At 38.1% G+C, this 20603-nt stretch carries 11 protein-coding genes; all 11 read right to left on the reverse strand.

Going from position 1 to position 20603, the window contains the following annotated elements:
• Window positions 1-74: 74 nt before the first annotated feature.
• On the reverse strand, window positions 75-2285 hold the full coding sequence (locus Q8S11_RS11910) for a PQQ-binding-like beta-propeller repeat protein (protein ID WP_305662330.1): 2211 nt from the start codon (window positions 2283-2285) through the stop codon (window positions 75-77).
• Window positions 2286-2320: 35 nt separating this feature from the next.
• Window positions 2321-4375, reverse strand: a complete 2055-nt coding sequence (locus Q8S11_RS11915; protein ID WP_305662331.1) for a metal-sulfur cluster assembly factor — start codon at window positions 4373-4375, stop codon at window positions 2321-2323.
• Between the two features lie 49 nt (window positions 4376-4424).
• A complete protein-coding gene (locus Q8S11_RS11920; RefSeq protein WP_305662332.1) occupies window positions 4425-7712 on the reverse strand; it encodes a CRTAC1 family protein in 3288 nt (1095 codons plus the stop codon).
• A gap of 326 nt (window positions 7713-8038) precedes the next feature.
• Window positions 8039-9130: a PKD domain-containing protein gene (locus Q8S11_RS11925; RefSeq protein WP_305662333.1), complete on the reverse strand. Its 1092-nt coding sequence runs from the start codon at window positions 9128-9130 to the stop codon at window positions 8039-8041.
• Between the two features lie 163 nt (window positions 9131-9293).
• A complete protein-coding gene (locus Q8S11_RS11930; RefSeq protein WP_305662334.1) occupies window positions 9294-10838 on the reverse strand; it encodes a SusD/RagB family nutrient-binding outer membrane lipoprotein in 1545 nt (514 codons plus the stop codon).
• A gap of 83 nt (window positions 10839-10921) precedes the next feature.
• The gene (locus Q8S11_RS11935; RefSeq protein ID WP_305662335.1) at window positions 10922-14278 is read right to left on the reverse strand and encodes a SusC/RagA family TonB-linked outer membrane protein; all 3357 of its coding nucleotides are present in this window, start codon (window positions 14276-14278) and stop codon (window positions 10922-10924) included.
• Between the two features lie 119 nt (window positions 14279-14397).
• Window positions 14398-15489, reverse strand: coding sequence for a FecR family protein (locus Q8S11_RS11940; protein WP_305662336.1), 1092 nt, complete (start codon window positions 15487-15489; stop codon window positions 14398-14400).
• A 113-nt stretch (window positions 15490-15602) separates the two neighbouring features.
• Entirely contained in the window at window positions 15603-16172 is a 570-nt protein-coding gene (locus Q8S11_RS11945; protein WP_305662337.1) for an RNA polymerase sigma-70 factor, read from the reverse strand.
• 220 nt (window positions 16173-16392) lie between these two features.
• Entirely contained in the window at window positions 16393-17589 is a 1197-nt protein-coding gene (gene uxuA, locus Q8S11_RS11950) for a mannonate dehydratase (RefSeq protein ID WP_305662338.1), read from the reverse strand.
• The gene (locus Q8S11_RS11955) at window positions 17589-18404 is read right to left on the reverse strand and encodes an SDR family oxidoreductase (protein WP_305662339.1); all 816 of its coding nucleotides are present in this window, start codon (window positions 18402-18404) and stop codon (window positions 17589-17591) included. The genes uxuA and Q8S11_RS11955 overlap by 1 nt, the downstream gene beginning before the upstream one ends.
• A 454-nt stretch (window positions 18405-18858) precedes the next feature.
• Window positions 18859-20603: heparinase II/III family protein (locus Q8S11_RS11960; RefSeq protein WP_305662340.1), on the reverse strand; the 1745-nt coding region annotated here is incomplete at its 5' end.

The raw sequence follows: 20603 nt of genomic DNA on the forward strand, positions 1-20603 counted from the left end.
GAACTCTATAAAACGCCCTGGCCACTATATTAGATGAAATACAATCTAATTATTAAAACGAAAAATTCTGTATATTAATCAGGTAATGAGAAAGCCACATAAGTATCTGCTGATTTGGTTCTCATTTTACCGCCTCCACATGCGATTACCACATACTGCTTCCCTTTAACACTGTATACAGATGGTGTAGCATAACCACCTGCAGGAAGTTTGGTTTCAAACAAGAGTTCACCGGTAGTTTTATTGTAGGCTCTGAACATTTCATCGCTCGTGGCTGCAATAAATACGAGCCCCCCTGCCGTGACGACCGATCCACCCCAGTTCTCCGTGCCAGAATGGATACCCTTTGCTTTCATCTCAGGATGATCCCCCAGTGTTTTTCTCCATACCAGCCTTCCGGTATTGAGGTCAATGGCACTCAGTGTTCCCCATGGGGGTGCAATGCCGGGATAGCCTTCTTTGGTTAGAAATGGCCTAATCCCTGCAAGGCGGTAAGGGGTATTGTAGAAAGGATGTCTCTGTTTTACTTCGGGAACATACGTCTCTTTCTGTTTAGATTCAAGATTCAAGAGGTAGGAAGCCAGAGCCGTTTTATCATTTTCACCCAAATTTTTGAATGCAGGCATCATTTTTCTTCCCGAAGAAACCAGGACTTTGAAATCTTCTTCCTTAAAACGATTATTAAGCCCGAGCAAGGCCGGAAAGTTGCCGGAGCCTTTCAGGTCGACACCATGACATCCCTGGCAGTTTTTGACATACAAGGTTTTACCGGCATCCAGATTGGTTTGTGCTGCTTTTACAGGCTTTTCCAAACGGGTATCCTGCATCGAAATAATCCAGGGCAATTCATTCGCGTTGATATACATGATGCCACTTTCGGGATCAACCGATGGGCCACCCCATTCTGCGCCGCCTGTAAGTCCGGGAAGTACAAGAGTGCCCGATATGCTTGGTGGAGTAAACATCCCATTATTTTTTAAGGCATTGAACCGTTTTTTAAGATCCTGAAAAGAGGAGTCGGGAATATTTCTATTCAGATCGGCCTCTGTAAAACTTTGCCTGGAAAATGCCGGAATCACCGTCGGTATCGGCTGAGTTGGCGATGGCTGTTCCCCATCCAGATCCGTATCGATTGGCACTGCTTTTTCAACAATAGGATATATGGGTTTACCTGTGATCCTGTCGAGCAGGTAAATGAATCCTTGTTTACTTGTTTGTACTAACGCATCAATTTTTTTACCCTCTTTTTTTACCGTGACCAGCGAGGGTGCTGAAGGGAAATCCCAGTCCCAAAGATCATGATGTACCGCCTGAAAATGCCAGATATACTTCCCTGTTGCCGCATCCAGAGCTAGAATACTATTGGAAAAGAGGTTATCTCCTTTACGTTTACCTCCATAAAAATCTGGATTGGAGGTTCCTGTAGCCGTATACACAATTCCTCTTTTCTCATCCAAACTGAATCCACCCCAAGCATTTGCACTGCCAACATATTTATGAGCTTCGGGGTCTTCCCATGAATCAAAACCAATATCCCCAGGGGATGGTATGGTCCTGAACAGCCATTTCATTTCGCTTGTATGGATATCATAGGCTCTGATGTGTCCGGGAGCAGCTTCCTCTTCTTCTGATAGGCTGCTCCCCATAATGATCAGGTCCTGATAAATGATGCCTGCAGAAGTGGAAGTTACCCTGAGATTATTGACATCCCTATTCAGTTCTAAATTGTCATATAAAGATATCCGGCCTTCCTTACCAAAAGTACTAACCGGTTTGCCGGTAGCACTGTTAATACAGTACAGGGATGATCCGGCGGTATAAAAGATCAGATGTTCATTGTTTTTGCCTTTATGTAAAACAATCCCGCGACAAACATTTAGACCAAAACTCTGTCTTCCTGCATTGTCTATTAACATGCTTGGGATGGGATCAAATACCCATAGTTCCTTTCCTGAGGCTGCATCTGCAGCAAAAAGTTTCAATTGCGGGGAGACAGCATACAATATACCATCAACAATTAAAGAATTAGTTTGCATCTGACTAGATTGATCGGCGTCTTTTGTATGGTAGACCCAGGCTACTTTCAGATCTTTGACATTCGAGGTGTCGATCTGTTTGAGAGAAGAATAGCCAAGACGTTCTTTTCCGCCAGCATAAACACCCCATTCACCATTACTCTGACTATTATCACAGGAAATAAAACAACTTGCAATTACTAGGAATAGGAGGGAAAAATTATTCGAATTAGTTATTGATTTGGTGCAATTAAATATCCTATTAATCATAGTTCAATTTTAGAATTATTTTTTATTTAGTTAATTTATAGGTTCAACTTTCTGCGCCCAGTTTCTGTTAGCAGATTAGAGCTCCAGGCCGGATACCAGGTCTGTTCCATAACCACATCACGTACCCCCGGGACTTTCAATAATACATCTGGAATGGTATTAAATATTTTCGGATCAATAGGACTGGTGACATGCGTAAAAAAGCCACCTAGCGGCCGGCCTCGGTGTGGCATAGCAAGAACGATTTTAACTAAATCCCCCTGAACACTTATATCATATACCAAACCAAGATCAACAATACTAATATCAGCCTTGTATAATTCATAATCTTTACAATTTTGCAAAGCATCCCATATTACTTTTTTAGAGACCGGACTATCACCAGCCTCGCCGGGGCGTGCCAACTTCCCCGGAGAAACATGTACTAATTCCTTATCTAATTTTCCAATTGAAACAAACAAAGGTTTCATTAATTTACGTCTTAATTCTTCTATCATACCTGGCCCATCTTCATAAGTAAAAGGGACTGATAAATAGGCATTCTTTTCATGCAGTACAGTACCTGCCGGCAATTTCTTGACTGGTAAAGGAGAACGACTCCATAACTGAAGCGCCCAATCATAATGAGCCTCCGGAGTTCCTGAATGCACCAATTCTGGTAATCCATCAGCATAATGTTCCAGAAACAAACCTATGAATGAATCTTTGGTATCTTTATTAAAGAATCCTACTCCCCACAGATTATCTTTAAAATTCGGATCAACCTTACCAATTTTCAATTTACCATCGGGACCCATCCATAAAGTATCAGTGAATGGCTGTCCGGTAAATACCCATTCATCGTCACGGGCATAAACCAGCTCAAAATCCTTGACCGAAGTCATCCGACCGAACTTATGAAAATAAGGTAAGCTGGCATAAAAACGGTATTCAATGTCCATGTTAAGTCGGCTTGGAGAAAACACCGGATGAATAGGTGAGTAAGGGAAACCCCATCGACGTACAATAGTGCATATTGGCCCCCTGACGATTTCATAATCCGGACACTCATCCCACAACGTAATTCTGAATTTCTGATAAAAGCCTTCCGAAACATAATCATGTGCCCAATCAATTCCAGGTAACTCACCATGTGCTTCACCACCTGCATAAAGTTCAATTCCGTGTCCGTGTTTTACAGTCATACGCTCCAACTGACCACTCTGACCAGAAAGAATCGCCTTGTAAACATTATTTTCTATAGTCAATCCAACACCTTCACCTTTTGTACTCAGATCAGTTAAGTATTTTGGTAATTCTGCATCAGGATTTCCAAAAAAAATCAAGAAAGTTTTACTTTTATCTGCAAGACAGTCCGCAAGAAAAAGCAGTTTACAAAACCATTCTCCTTTACGACGGATGACATCATAGACCTGTGAAGTTACTTCCCTTAATATCCCGTTATCAATACTCGCAACTCTAATTTCCCTGAAGGGTGAATTAATTTGACTTGCTGAAAAAGCTAATAGTACTTCTACCGGCTCAGCCTTTCTATCTATTGTGATTAATTCTTTTATTTCCAATACTTTAAAATACTTCCACCCACTTGCCCAGGCCTTCCAATTTAATGGAAGGGAATCAACTTCTTCAAAATTAGATGAGCCGGATAGAGGCATTCCGGGATCCTCTTCTTCTATCTGCGCCTGAATACCTGTTATTCTTAAAGAATTTGTCAGAGACCGTACCAATTTAAAATCTTTACGCTCCCAGGCTGATTGCATTAATTTCATTTTCTCTTCAAAACGATCAGTTCGATCCCAATAGCTTTCTTCCTTGGTACTTAATACCAATTTGGCGATACTTTTAACTACCCGATTCTCAGAGTTTCTTGCGAAAGAGGATAATGATGAAAGTGAAAGACCGGTTAAACCTAAAAATCCCAGACCTAAGAATCTCCGTCTCCTGATTGGTGCTTCAATCCCTGGTTGCTGTAAATCAGATTCTATCCCTAATTTAGAAGGTATTTCAATTAGTGAATTTTCATACTCATATTTATTTTTTTGAGACGATAACGAATTCTGCTTAGCTGAAGAACTATTTTGAATTTCCATAAACATGTGTTAAAATCACAATAAGGTCTGATGAGTTTCAGACATATGACTACCTAAGTTTAACTAATTTTGTTTCCGAATCATTTAAGCCAAAGACTAATGACTTTGAGTTTCCTGTTGACAAAATTTCCATTGATCGGACATTACCCCGGATTTTAAGCCCACTCTCTTTTTGAGGCATATATTTAAATCTGCCTTTACCATCGCCTAGAAAAACCATTCCATGATTAGCGGTATATTGTCCGAATTTTACTCTCGTCCAAATATTATTTCCTCCTAAAACAATATCTTTCTTATTGTCATTATTTACATCCATGGAACGAATTCCATATACAGGAGAGAATTGGGCCTCAATAGGGAGTTCGATTAGTTTTAAGCCTTCCTTGCCCCTATTTTCCAGATAAACAGTTTTTAGAAAGTCTGCTGACAGCAATGAAACTCCCTTTAACTCTTCTGGATTAAACAAATCACTGATTTTAGCTGTGGAATAGGTTTTATAAAACAGAAATTTATTCTTCAGAAACGGAAGTTGTTCGGTCAAATCATCTCTTGAAGCTGCCGGATAGGAAACACCATCAATATAATAGCAAAAGATCGGATCAATCGAACCATTGGAATCAAAGTCTTTATAATATAGACTTAATGGTTCCTTTTCAGAAGCCCTGAATTGTGCATTTAAACCCAGATTCCCAATTATTATATCCTTGTCGCCATCTCCATCCATATCATCTGCATAAATACTGTTCCACCAGCCTGAAGATCCAAACTTGATAAAATCGGATGATTTGTCAACCAACTTACCTTTTTGATTTAAGAATACACGGATTGGCATCCATTCACCCACGACAATCAAATCATTTACATTATCCTGATTGACATCAATCCAAACAGCATCAGTTACCATTCCTGCATATTTTATTTCAGGGGCAATATTATCAGTTCCATCAGAAAAATTTCCCTTCCCGTCATTCTTCAATATTTTACTCTCCGGTGTACTTGGATACATGCCGGGCACAACCCTGCCTCCTATAAATAAATCCAGATCACCATCACCATCTATATCAGATGATCTGATTGTGCCGGTACTGATTAGCATTTGGGGAAGGCCGGTAGTTTTCCTTGAGAAATTACCCTTACCATCATTGATATAAATCCGATCTTGAAGCAATGGACTATCCGATCCAAATTCATAACCACCACTTGCAACATACAAATCAAGATCGCCATCTCCATCTATATCCAGAAATTCTGCAGCGGTATCTTCATGCATTGCATCCTTTTTAAATGCTTCAATGTTAAGCAGTCTATATTCACCGGTTTTAGTACTAAGCAATATCCCACCTGCCTGACCTGATGCTCCTCCAATGAACAAATCATCCCTGCCATCTCTATTTACATCTCCTTTTGCCATGCATGGACCTTCCCTTGATAAAAAATTCAATAGCAAACTTTGTTGTGTGAAATCGCGGAAATAATTTTCTTTATGTATAAAACCAAGAGAAACTGGAGCAGTAAAAATGGGTTCAGGATTAATTGGAGCTTTGTATTCTAGTTTAGAGTCGGATCCAGTCATTGACAAATTAAGTAACTGATTTGCCTTTACATTTATAGAAGTTGATACTTTATCATCCGGCCAAACAATCCTTATGGAATCTATTTTAGTGTGCTTACCTAGCCCAAAGTTCAAAACGGGATCAACTGATGACTGAAAGCCACGAACAGGCATTTGTTCCTGAAAATATTGATCATTTTTACAAAACAGAGTAATTTTAGATCCGTTAGCAGCACTATTTCCAGAGGTACCGTTTAATTTTATTTTGAGATAATTGTTATCCGGCAATTGCTCTCTATTATTTTTATAAACCTGAGCATATGAATTTATATTATTAATGATCAGGTCCATGTCACCATCATTGTCCAGATCTGCATAGGCAGCACCGGTAGAAATTGCAGGGTGATTTAAACCCCAATCATTTGTTTTCTTTTCAAAACTATCCTTCCCTTTATTTCTGTATATATAATTCGGGATAATGATCGTTGGCATCTTTTCAATAAAATCAGCTACCATTGCATCTCTGCCCAGATTTGCCATTTTTAGTGCATTATTCATGGTGTATTTTATAAAGTCCATGTCATTATAATCTTTAACATAGCCATTAGTTACCAGGAGATCCTTTAATCCATCGTTATCAAAATCAGAAAATAATCCTGACCAACTCCAATCGGTATTTGATACTCCGGCCAGTTGCCCTATTTCAGAAAAAGTACCATCTCCATTATTTTTATGAAGCATATTTCTGCTCATTTGATAATGAAATCCTTTTTTGTACAGAAACTGAACCTTATCAAAATTTTCAGGTCCAGCATGCATCTTTTGAATTTTATTATCCTCTGGAAGCATATCCAGAGTATATATATCCGTTAAGCCATCATTGTTATAATCGGCAATATCGGAACCCATAGAATACAGTGAAATTTGATCAAGACTTTCCTTCATCTGATCTGTAAATGTTCCATTTTTGTTATTTATAAATAAATAATCAGGTTCATTAAAATCATTTGATACATATATGTCAGGCCAATTATCATTATTTACATCAGAAATGGCCAGCCCTAATCCAAAAGTTAGAACGTTAGAGGTAATGCCTGCTTCTTCACTAACATCCGTAAATCGACCATTATCATTCCGGTAGAGTTTGCTGGCAAAATCCGGGTTCTTAATTTTTCTCACCTCAGGATTCTCCTGTGCTCCGGTAGTGTATTGTTGTAATGAATGATTTATAAGAAACATGTCAAGATCACCGTCCTTATCATAATCAAAAAAAGAGGCCTGTGTCGAATAACCTTGATCAGCCAAACCATATTGTTCAGCCTGCTCCGTAAATGTTAAATCACCGTTGTTTATATAAAGTAGATTTTCCCTTCTTTCTGGCGAATAATCAGCTGATTGGCAAATATAGATATCAAGAAATCCATCATTATTAATATCCACCATAGTTACTCCGGTACTCCAGCCCTGCTTCATAGTTACATTGCTGCTTTGGGTGATATTCTCAAATTCAAAATTGCCTTTATTCAGATACAAACGATTTTTAACCATGTTACCTGTAAAGAAAACATCCTGCAACCCATCATTATTAATATCTCCGATTGCCACACCACCTCCATTGTAGAAGTATGTATATTTCATGATATCAATCTCGGTGCTAGGTTGAAGATTATTCCGGAAATCTATACCTGTATCTGAATGATCCATTAGGCTGAACAATACCGGTTTTTTATCCTTGCAGGATATCAACATCATCGAAAAAAACAAAAATGAGAAAAGTCTAAACATGACAGGGGTTTTTATATTCTTAATGATCGGCTTACTGATGATTAAACAAAGGATTAAATTCCTAAACTAAAGCCAGGACAAGCTCTACCACAAGTTGTCTTCCAACGATTTCTTCCTGACCATTTTGCATCAAATTTGTAATAATATTAACTCCATAATAATTACCCGGCATAACTTCAATTGAATCTCGAAAAAAGTTTCAACCAGAATATACTTTTCTGGTAAAAGACTTTTCGGCAATTCATGGACTCAATATCTCCCCAATAATTGGGGTGATCGATAAATAGCGGAGTATGTCTCTTCGATTCATGGTTTAATAATTGTGATTATTTCAGGCTGACATCCCAAACTTTGGACATTCTCGATTTCCCTGTCGGACCTTCAATCCATAAAGTCACAATATATTGACCGGGTTTGGAATAGCTATGTACGGGGTGTTGTTCTGATGACGTTGTACCATCTCCAAAATCCCAGTTCCATGATGTGATTTCCCCAATTGATCTATCTGTAAACACCACCATTCTTCTGTTCATATCTGTCACTAAAAATGACCATTGTGCGTCAATGGATTTTAAATATTTAGGTTCAAGTGGCATTAATCTGAACGGTAATAAATAGTTTGCATCGCCATACATAGTCCTTTCCTTACTTAGATTCCAGAATCCATTGTTGAGTCCGTCTCTTTTGTTTACATCATCATAATCAATAATAGCCCAACTAAGACCAATATTTTTGTTTTCAGTCAAAATTGTTTCAACAGCACGGGCAGGCCCTTCTGATCCTGCATAATCAAAAGGAGTAATCCAGAATTCGAGTGTAAGTTTGCCTGATTCACCGGGTTTAAAGTTAAAATCATAAGCTGCGTTGGCATAAGGTAAATCTTTAATCCAAGGCTGACTTCCCCAAACCAATGCCCATTCTTTCCCAACAGCAGGTGTAAATATGTGGTAGTTTTGTGCATGAACCCCATGAAAGGAAAAATATGCATCCATAGGATTCAGGCTCTTATTTGGATGAAAAGGGCTAATAAATGGCCCTCCCGACTGGTCGCCATCCACAACGACTTCAAAAATGTCATTATGTAAATCGGTTAAGGAAAAATCCCAATAATCATCATAAGCTTCATAGAGAAAATATAGGCGATTCATTCCTTTTACCCAGGCGACCTTTACTTTTACATCGAGATTATTTGGGTTATTATGGAGATGTCTGTTGCTATCAATCCGGTCATCAAACAAATTATCCATTCCAATAGAATATTCATCTCCAACAATACTCCAATCGTTCACTTTACCATCTATTACCGGAATCCTGTCTGGAGGAAATTGAAATATTTTAAAGGAGCGTAAATCCTGTGCAAAAACATCATTAACTGATATTGCAACTAAAAAGAGAAATGCAAGCAAGCGAATAAACATAGGCAGATGCAGATGCTATTGAAGTTGTAATAATAGAGGCCCGGTTCAGCTAAATCCTTTTGCCTCTATTATTATCAAATCCTATTAAAAATGAATAGTATCAATTAAGGGCGCATCTTTAGAAACCGATGGCCATTATCTTTTATAAGGATTAAATCAACTCTTAAAATGGATTCTTATCCCACCATAATTGTGTACTTGCTTTATCAGGTCCACCGAGTAAAGCTTCTGCTGCTGTCACCGCCGGACCATTACTATTCCTTTCAATATCAAGGAAGGTGATTCGTCTGATCATTTTTTCTTTTGGAACATCGGGGTTATCAGAATTAATCAGCGGGTAGGTTTTAGGATAACCTGAACGCCTTACTTCAGCCCATGCCTCATGTGATTCTGGGAAGACAGCAATCCATTTTTGTGTAAGAATTTGCTCTCTCTGCTTTTCAGGATCAGCAGCAAACTTAACAGGTATATCAGTCAAGGCAGGAGTATTAAAATAACCTCCGGGAGCAATTGGAAGACTTGTTCCATTAATATAATTATTGATGACCGTTTGGTCTGTAATATCCCAGGATCTCATAGACATTTCAATTCCTTTTTCATACAGATCCTTGGCAGTTCCACCCATATTCCATCCATTTACAGCTCCTTCAGCACGCAGCAAGTATGCCTCAGCAGCATAAATAATTGATTGTGGGGTTGTATTCATATTTATTGGTGCAAGTCTTGTACTTACATCCGAACTGTTGTCAAAGCTATTTGCAGGAATATTTTGTTGTGCCTGCGACATTCCGCTTCGAACACTACGATACTGTCCGTCTGTAACTGCAGGTTTAAAATATTTGCTCATTCTTGGATCATTCCAGCCTTTGAACAAACTTTCAAAAACAGAACTCATTCTTGACTCATTCCATCCTGATTGTAAATTAAAACCGTTATTAACATTGGCGGATACTTTCATAAAGGCATCATCAGCATTACTTAGCATTACCCCTGCAGCAACAGCCTTTTCAGCTTCCTCTTTTGCTTTGGCAGGTTCAACTTTTGAAATCCTTAATGCAAGACGAAGACGCAAGGTATTAGCAAATTTCAGCCATTTGTTATTATCACCGTTATATATTAAATCCTTGTCGGCAAATGAAGTAACATTGATATTATTCTGCAGATCTTTTGATGCTTCATCAAGCTCTTTAAAGAAATCAAAATAGACATCCTTTTGAGAATCATAGCTAATAGTTGTTCCTTTATCTCCAATTTTTGAATAGGGTATTGGACCCCAGTAATCTGTTGTTCTGTGTAGTACATAAACTTTCCAAATTCTGGCAATTGCATTAAGTGTTGGATCTTTACCCTTACTTTGTTCAATAATATTCACCAAAGCTGGCATTGCTGATACATAGGTATTTAGCCATTGTAAAAACACCCACCCTTGTACAATAAGGTAACGGTGCGACATATGGGCAGGTTGAGTAGAAGCGAAATGCTGCGAATATACACCAGCAAATAATGCAGTGGTAATAATATATCCATCACTATTTACTCCTGCAATAACAGCCCCAGGAAATAAACTACGGGTATCTAAGGGAGTTAATTCACTTAATCTAACCGGATTGGTATTAATCTCCTCAAAATTTTTAGTACAGCTCGCCAGAATTAGCGTACACGCTAATAAGAATGATATTCCTCTGACCCTTGTTATGTTAAATTTCATTTTATAAAATGTTTATAAGTTCATAATTTAAATGAATAATGCATTCAGAATAAACACATTAAACGTTTAATTCGAATAAATTATCAGAATGACAATTTCAAGTTCAAACCAATATTTCGGGTACTTGGCAAGGATGCATATTCTACACCACCAGTATTACCGGTTCCTGTTGCCATTTCAGGATCAAAAGGTGCATATCTTTGGAAAAAGAACAAGTTTCTTCCTACCAAGGAGAGTTTTGCTCCCTGGATAAATCCTGTTTTACTCATAATAGTTTTAGGAAAATTATACCCAAAAACCACCTCTCTCAATCTCAGATTAGTGCCTGAATAAGCATATAAATCCCCTACAGGAGTCCAGTTACCCACAGATGCCCAATATGTTTCAGCAGAGATACTTTTAGTATTTTTTACTCCGGCTTGGGTATAGGCATCCAGCACTAGGCCAGATTCTCTGCCCTCCAAAGATCTTTTTGAATGGCCATCGGCATCGATAATCGCCTGTGTACCTGATATTACTGTTCCACCATTCCTATAATCAATCAGGAAACTTAGTCCAAAATTATTGAAGGAAAAATTATTGTTTAAACCCACCATATAATTAGGATTATAGTTCCCAACGTATGAATTCTTCGGAGTTAGAATAATTCTCCCATTATCATCTACAAGTCTTCTGCCCTGACTATCTTTTGCCCAGTTCACCATGTACATATCACCATAGCTACCACCTTCAGCTGCCTTGATCATAACTTGTCTGTCATCAATCAAAATTGCCTCTCTTAAGGCTTCGGTCAACCTGATAATCTTATTATTATTGTCTGCAAAGTTCAGGTTCAGATCCCATGAAAATTTATCCTTGCGAATAGGTGAACCTGAAATTGTCAATTCAACTCCCTTATTTTCTATTAAGCCGGCATTGATGTATTGATTTACAAATAAAGAGGCATAAGGTGTTGCTACTGCTAATAATTGGTTTTTGGTTTTGGTTACATAATATGTTGCGTCTACACCAAATCTGCCGTCAAAAAATCTCCAATCCAAACCTGCTTCAAAGGAGCTTGTTAATTCCGGCTTATAATCACCTAAAGATCGTGTTTGAGGTGTCCTAATAACACCCCCGGGAGCAACATCAAAATAGTTTCTGTCCAGATATTGTGTTCCTCCGTAACCTGCATTTGCTAGAGTTAATCTGGCCTTTCCATAAGAAATCCATTTTGGCAAATCAATCATATCTGTTACTATTGCGGTTAAACCAACAGATGGATAGAAATAAGACTGATTAGCTTTAGGAAGTGCGGAAGACCAATCATTTCTGCCAGTCAAATCCATAAACAAATAGTCCTTATATCCCAGTGTGGTGGTGGCATACAATGACTGAACTTGTGGAGATCTGCCAAAATAATTATTGCCTTTTGGATTCTTAGCATTCTGAATAAAAAAGAAGTCCTGACGAAATAACCCATTGGCATTCGTATTAAGGCCTTCAAACTTACTTTGTTGAATTGAGGCACCCAAATAACCATTTATATCAAAATCCCTAGATAAATCACGCTTAAAAGATAAGAGTGCATCGATGTTGGTTGAGTGGCTCTCCAATTTTGTAAGTGCATAGACAGCTCCCTGTCCGGCACTATGATAAGAATCTTCATACATTCTATCATCTGTTTTTTGGAAAGTTTTATCAATGCTTCCTCTTACCTGCAAATCAAGCCAGCTGGTAAATTTATATTTTGCAGAAAATAAACCGAGTAATCTATCCTTTGTCTCGAAAAATAAGTGTCTGTTTAATGCCCAATATGGATTAGACAAAAACACTGAACCAGGCTTCCAATAGCTTTGTTTTCTGTTTCCAACTGCATCAAAATACTCATAATCCTGCATCTGACTTAATGGGATGCTGACAGGGGCACGATAGATTCTTGAGACTACATCTATCCTCTCATTCAGATAGGGCTTATTATCAACATCCTCATTGATATAACTTAATTTTGTAAAAAATGACAGTTTTGAAGATACATTATTGTCAATTTTAAAATCAAAATTATGTCTGTTATAGTCATGATTTCTCAATATACCCTGGGCCATTGTATTACCATATGAAAAATATGATTGCATTTTTTCGCCCCCACCAGTAAAGCTTAATGTATTTGTATATGTACCTGCTGTTCTAAAGAAATCTTTCATCCTATTCTCCTGACCTTCCATTGAAACAGTTTTACCATTCCATAAAGTCACCTGCTGACCAGTAATCTTTGGACCCCAACTGGTTTCAGATCCCGCTGCATAAGCTCCTCCGGAACCTTGTCCAAATTGGTATTGAAATTCAGGGAGAATATTAGGCTGATCGAATGTACTGTTACCTGTGTAATCTATTGACATCTTTCCTGCCTTTGCCCTTTTGGTAGTAATTACAATGGCACCATTCTGTCCCAGACTACCATATAAAGCAGCAGCTGATGCTCCTTTCAAAATAGTCATTGATTCAACATCGTCACTGTTTATCATTCCTATACCATCCCCACCATCCCGGCCACCAGCTGTACCTCCACCCTGTGATCTTGTTGAGTTATCCATTGGTACCCCATCAATAACATACAAAGGCTGATTATTTCCACCGATCGATCTACTACCACGTAAAAGCACTTTTGATGAACTACCTGGGCCTGTTGCATTTCTGGTTATCGTTACTCCGGCAATTTTCCCCTGTAATGAATTAATCAAATTGGTTTCTTTGGCCTCATTCATTTTATCAGATTTTATTGTCTGAGCTGAATAAGTTAATGTCTTGGATTCTCTTTCGATTCCCAGGGCTGTTACAACAACTTCGCCTAAAACCTGCTGATCTTCAAGTAAGACAATGTTAATGACACTTCTCCCATTTACTGTAACTTCCTGAGAAATATATCCAATATAACTAAAAACCAACACACCATTTTCAGGACTATTCAGGTTAAAATTACCCTGGGCATCAGTTGTTACTCCTATGTTTGTTCCTTTAACACGGACACTTACTCCTGGTAGGGTTTGTCCCTGCGAGTCTTTAACCTGACCTTTAATAATATCTTTTAAATCAGTTTCCTGATCGTCAATAAGTTTAATTACAATTACCTGTTCAACAACCTCAAATGTTAAAGGCTGATTTTTGAGAACTTGTCCCATTACATTTTGTATGGATCCATCAACGCTAACTACATTTACTTTCCGATTAAGATCAACCTGGTCCAAACGATAAAAAATAGAATACTTACTATTTTTTTCTATCTGTTTAAACATTTGTTTAACAGTAGTATTCGTTTCATTAAAATTGAATGACTGAGAATGTACTTCGGCACGAAGCTGAAAAATTGCTGCTAAAGTAAAAATTGCTATTAATTTCATAGCCCGGATGGTTTTTCGTCGCAATAGGTAGACGAATTCTGCATTTTGATAAAGAATTTTCATAATTTTGTTTTGTTGTTAGTTAATACTGGCTTCCCAAAGCGTTGGGTATTAGCTATTAATTTAATTGCCGGGAGTGTTAGCGCACTTCCGGTTATTTTTTTGCTGACTTTTTCCTTATTTCATAGGCCTTTATCTTTTAAGTTATCACTATGGCGAATGGTTATTACCCGACCGTTTTTTTCATAGTCCAGATCAGTGGTTTCTTTCATAATTTTTAATGCCTTTTCAACATCGTTGATATTTCTAAAACTACCTGAATATTCATAATTCTTAAGATTTGTATCCTCTAAAACAATCTCAACATCATACCTACGTTCAATAATTTTTATTATTTCCTGAAATGATTTTCCATCAAAAACTAATAGATCTTCTGTCCAGCCAGTATATTCTTCCAATTGAGAGGGACTTAGTTTCTGGACTTTAACCTCAACAATATCCGATAATTGAATATCTGAAAGGTTTTCAACTTTATCATCTGATGCATAATTTAGCTTAAAAACCTGCTGCTTCTTTACAGAAACCTTTTGAGCATTATCTGAATCAATATTTAACTTACCTTCAATCTGAACTTCACCTTCAATTACCATAGTTTCAAATGAAAGATCATCAGAATAAGCTTTGACATTAAAGACTGTACCGATATCCCGTATGGTATAATTATCAGTATTAACAATAAATGGAACATCCCCCTTCGCGATATCAAAATAGGCCTCCCCATTCAAATAAACAGCTCTGGAAGTTTTACCAAAATCATTATTGTATTTAATTATACTTCCGGCATTTACAGAAACCTTTGTTCCATCTGGCAATACAAGTTTTCGAACAATTCCCTTAGGCACTTTAATTTCCGTAAATGTTAATTCAGAGCCTTGTTTATAATTTAAAAAGACACTACTATTAAAATAAATGGCAAAGGCGCAAAAAATCAATAATATTGCAGCAATTGATAGATTTCTCAGGTTGATAAGGCTCAAACTGCCATTTCCCGGGTTCTTATGAATTGCCTTTCTTAGAAACTCTGAATAAGCTTCCTCCGAATCTATAAAACCAATCTTATAATAAATAGACCTTTGCCAGGTTTCATATATCTGCAAATAAAACTCTTCATGAACCTTACTACTGCCAATTATATGTTTTGCCATGGCAATCTCTTCTTCGTTGGCTTGCCTGGTTACATACTTTGTTATTAAAACTTTGTCTATTTCTTTCATGCTTCTTGATTTAAAGACAACTAATTACATCTATACCCCCAATACACATTAAGTTTCTGTTAAGTTTTTTATTATCCATCTGAATTCTGAGATTTTCAGAAATAGATAAGTATTCATTGCATGATCAGGGAAAGGATAATTCCAATCGTATATCCCAGACTTTTCCTAAGCTTCTCTAGCGCGATAGTGATATGACGCTCCACCGTATTTTGGGAAATATTTAATCTTTCGGCGATTTCTTTGTTCTTAAGGTATTCAAAACGGCTCATTTCAAATACCAGTTTGCACTTCTCTGGAAGGGTATCTATTGCTTGCCTGATCTGTTCAGCAAGTTCCTTTTCATAATATGGATTTGTATCATGCCCCGGGATTTCATCGAGAAGCTTATTTCTGATCATATAATCCACATATTCGTTTTCAATACGCTGGTGCTTAATATGATTCATGCATTTATTCTGAACCATTTTATATAAATATGCTGTAATTGAGGTAGTAATTGATAATGTGCCGCGTTTCTCCCAAAGAGAAGTCAATGAATCAGAAGCAATTTCTTTTGAAATATCAATATCATTTATAAACTTATTCGCATAAAGTGTAAGCTTTACGAAATGAGCCTTGAATACTACTTCAAACTCTTTTGAATCTACATTCCAAATGTTTGTAGCTGAAGTATTGTCATCCATATATAAACAGCCCTTTAATTGCTTCCCATGAATTAATCTGTTGTTTTGAATTCTAAGATATAAAAAGATTCAGGAACAAAGTACCGGGAATGTTGAGGAAATCTAAGGTATCGGGTGGGAAATAGGGAACTGGGAATGGGAAATAGGGACCCGAAAGCTATCTGGCAGGAAAATGAGAAATGAGAGTGAATCTCAAATCTCATTTCTCATATCTCGTATCTCACATCTCATTTCTAATAATCCCATACTCCAGTCCCCTCAATTCCGCCAATCCTCTAAGGCGGCCAATTGCCGAATACCCCGGATTAGTTTTCTTATTCAGGTCATCAAGCATCTGGTGTCCGTGGTCGGGACGCATTGGAATTGATATGTTTCTGGAGTGAGATATCTTTACCAGCTGCTTTATAACGGAATACATATCTACATCCCCATCAAGGTGATTATCCTCATAAAAATCACCCCATTCATTACGACGAGTACTTCTTAAATGGATAAAATTGATCCGATCCGCAAATTGCTCAACCATTGCTGCTAAATCATTATCTGCCCTGACACCAAACGAGCCGGTGCAAAAACAGAGTCCGTTAGACAAGGAAGGAATTGCGGTGATCAAGGCTTTAATGTCATCAGCGGTGCTGACAACCCTTGGTAGGCCAAGTATCCCATAAGGGGGATCATCGGGATGAATGACCATATTTACGCCACACTCATGTGCAACGGGAATGATTTCACTTAAAAAATAGATTAAATTCTGGCGAAGCCGATCAGCATCAATGCCATTATACTTATCCAAAGCTTGTTGGAATTGCTCAATCGTAAAACTCTCCTCACTGCCGGGCAGACCAGCAATTATATTTCTCGTCAGAAGATGTTTCTCATCATCCTTCATTCCGCTAAAACGAATTTTGGCACGAACAATTTCTTCGTCAGTATAATCAGAGTCAGCACCAGGACGCTTTAGAATAAACAGATCAAAAGCAATGAATGCAGCTTTCTCAAAGCGTAATGCTTTTGATCCATCTTCCATTGTATAAGCCAGGTCTGTTCTGGTCCAATCGAGAACCGGCATGAAATTATAAGTAATGCACTTGATACCACAGGAAGACAAATTCCTGATGCTTTGTTTGTAATGATCAATATATTTCAGAAAGGGACCTGTTTGGGTTTTAATGTTTTCATGCACGGGTACACTTTCAACCACACTCCATACCATACCAACATCAGCGACCTCCCTTTGTCTCTTTATGATGTCTTCAAGTGGCCAAACCTCTCCATTTGGAATATGGTGTAAAGCCGATACAATTCCGGTACAACCCGCCTGACGGATATCCCACAGACTTACCGGATCATTTGGTCCATACCATCGCATGGTCTGCTGCATTGAACAGGAACCATCTATTTTATGATTTGTGCTCATTAAACCCCGGCAAAGATTGAGAATCCACCATCAACACAAACCATTGAACCTGTTACGAATTTAGAAGCATCGCTCAATAACCAAACCAATGCTCCCTGCAACTCATCCGGATGACCAAACCTCTTAAAAGGAGTATTTCTGATCACCTTCTCACCACGCTCAGTAAAGGTTCCGTCAGGGTTAGTCAGTAAATTTCTGTTTTGTTCGGTAAGAAAGAAGCCCGGTGCCAGTGCATTCATACGGATACGATCACCATAACGGTTCGCTAATTCTACTGCAAACCATTGATTATAACAATCGACTGCTGCCTTACCCATATTATATCCTAAAACCCTCGTTATAGCACGCTTTGAATTCATGGATGAGATATTTACAATACTTCCCTTATCTACAGAATTAACCATCGCTTCACCAAAGATCTGGGTTGGTATTAAAGTTCCCCAGGTATTCAGATCCATTACCCGTTTCATTCCATCCAGATTCATCTTAAATATATCATCACCCGGTAACAGAACCCCATGAGGTTGATTACCACCGGCTCCATTCACTAAGCCATCAATGCGTCCAAAAGTATCTAAAACCTTATTTTTAGCATCAATCAGTTGGGCCTCATCCATCGCATCAGCAATAAGAGCTACCGCACGTCCACCACTTTTGTTAATTGCATCCGCACGCTCATTGGCAATATCTTTATTTCTGCCTAATATCCCCACTGCACCACCGGCTTTGACAATTCCTTTAATGAATGAATCGCCAAGAATACCTGTGCCTCCGGTTACTATGATTACTTTGCCTATTAATGAGAATTCTTCCATATGTATTAGTTTGTTAGTTCTTGGTTGGTTTGTGGTTAGTAATTTATCGTTATTGTCAAATAATTACTACTAGTTAATTTCCATGAGCACAAATGTATAATGAACCAGGATTCAGTCTTGGTTCTTTGATCAGTTGTCAGATGTCTGTTGTCAGTTGTCTGTGATTTATCGTTACTGTCAAATGATATAGTATTAGTTAAGATCCTTGAGCACAAATTTAAAGTGAACAAAGTTTCGTCTCAATACTCAATACTCTTACATTAGCAAGCGACTTACGAATTTAACTTTCATGATGCCCAGGTAAATTCGTAAGTCTGAAAACTAATAGTCAAATGAACCAGGATTCAGCCTTGATTCTTGATTCTTGGTTCTTGATACTTATATGAACCAGGATTCAGTCTCACTACTCAATACTCAATACTCAATACTCAATACTCAATACTCAATACTCAAATCAGTTTACCTTTATCACTCCCTCTCCAGCCTGCACTTCCATTGAGATCTGCTTTTTACCATTATCATAGCTGAAATTACGGGTTGCCTTGCCATTCAAAAGAACAGATTTAGGCTTTGATGGAGCTGATATACTCAGTTTGGATGTTTTACCAACTGCATATTTAATACCATCGGCCGACCATTCAAACGTTAATATCTCTGATGAATTCAGGGTTCTGGAAGCATTCTTATTACTGAAACTTGTTGCCAGGGCTACAAAATCCCTGTCTGCACTCCATGTCATGGATGCCGCATCGGTTTCTATTCCGGCAGTTTGATAAACTTTACCAGGCTTCGTGCTGAAAGCGAACTTTTTACCGGATGCCACACCACTTACAAACCCATCACCCTCTTCCGTAATCACTTCAGAAACACCATTACTTCCATCAGTTGTGATTAGGTTAGCCATAACAAGCGGCTGACGGTTTGTAGTACTGGCAGACACCTTTAACATTCCTTCCTTATTCAAATGACGTACGCGCTGCAGCGTATACAGATAATGCGGAGTTTCTTCTGCCTCTGTTTCTACAACTTTCGGAGCCAGATGCATGAAATTAAGCGTAACACCGCCCTTGGTTATATTAGAAACATTTTTTCCTGCTTTTATATGTTCAAGTTGTTCAGTCTGATAAAGCAAGGTTACTTTTGCATCCTTTTCAGATGGAATCGCAGTATCAAGCATTAACAGAGTACGAGGCTTGATAAACAATACATTACGGCTCAGATCTTTAACCTTATCCAAATAAACACGCCCGATATTACCTGAAGAAAATGCGGCATCTTTTCCATCAAGGAAATTCGCGATGTAGGCATGATCATCAAAACCTGGTGCATGATAAAGATGATCTCCTGTGCGCTGACTTTGCTCATTTCCATCAATTAAAATAGTGGAATGTGCTACCGGCTGAATCAGTTTAGACTGATAGATCGGATCATCATAATAGGTGGAGTTCTTAAGGTGACGTTCTTCAATAAACAAAACTCCTTTATCTGCCAGCCAGATACTTCCCTGATCGATATGCTGGTGATTATAGAATGCTCCTGTTCTCATAACGAATGAAAAGTCATCCTTTTCCCAACCACTTTTGAATACAGTAGTACCTACTTCTCGGAAAACTTTAACAGGGTTTTCATCAAACGGACTGTCTTCAGGAATATTTTTTGTATTGAAAATTACATCCTCATAGTTCTCCTGAGTTTTCATGTAATTATAAAACCAGCTTAAACGTGGTTCTCTCCTTTTTTCAAGCAGAAAACTCCAGAATGTTGCCGGTCCCATTGCACCTCCTGAATCACCGTATTCGAACCAAAGCTTATCTTTTATAAGTCCGCCCCAAATAAACTCATTATAACTCCCAACCAAAGGTGCTGTAAGATCGATCTTAAATACATTATCAAGAGAAGGAAGGCTATAAGCCATATTGGAGAATGAATAACTGTTATAACCGTAACCTTCACCCCAGGCACCATCTTTCTGATCTACAACACGATTAATGAAACGGTAATATTTTATCAGTCCCCCTGTAAAGTATGGTTCCAGATTTTCGGTCTCAGGACCGTCTGCATATACAGCCGCCATATTCATCAATGAACCACCTAAAATCATAGCCAGCCAGTTTGATGTAGCGGCAGTTATATCATCATTGTAAACATAGGTACGGTGCGCACCATCAACGATATTTGCCATGATTGCTTTTCGGATAA

Source organism: Daejeonella sp. (genome assembly GCF_030695525.1).
Lineage (GTDB): Bacteria > Bacteroidota > Bacteroidia > Sphingobacteriales > Sphingobacteriaceae > Daejeonella.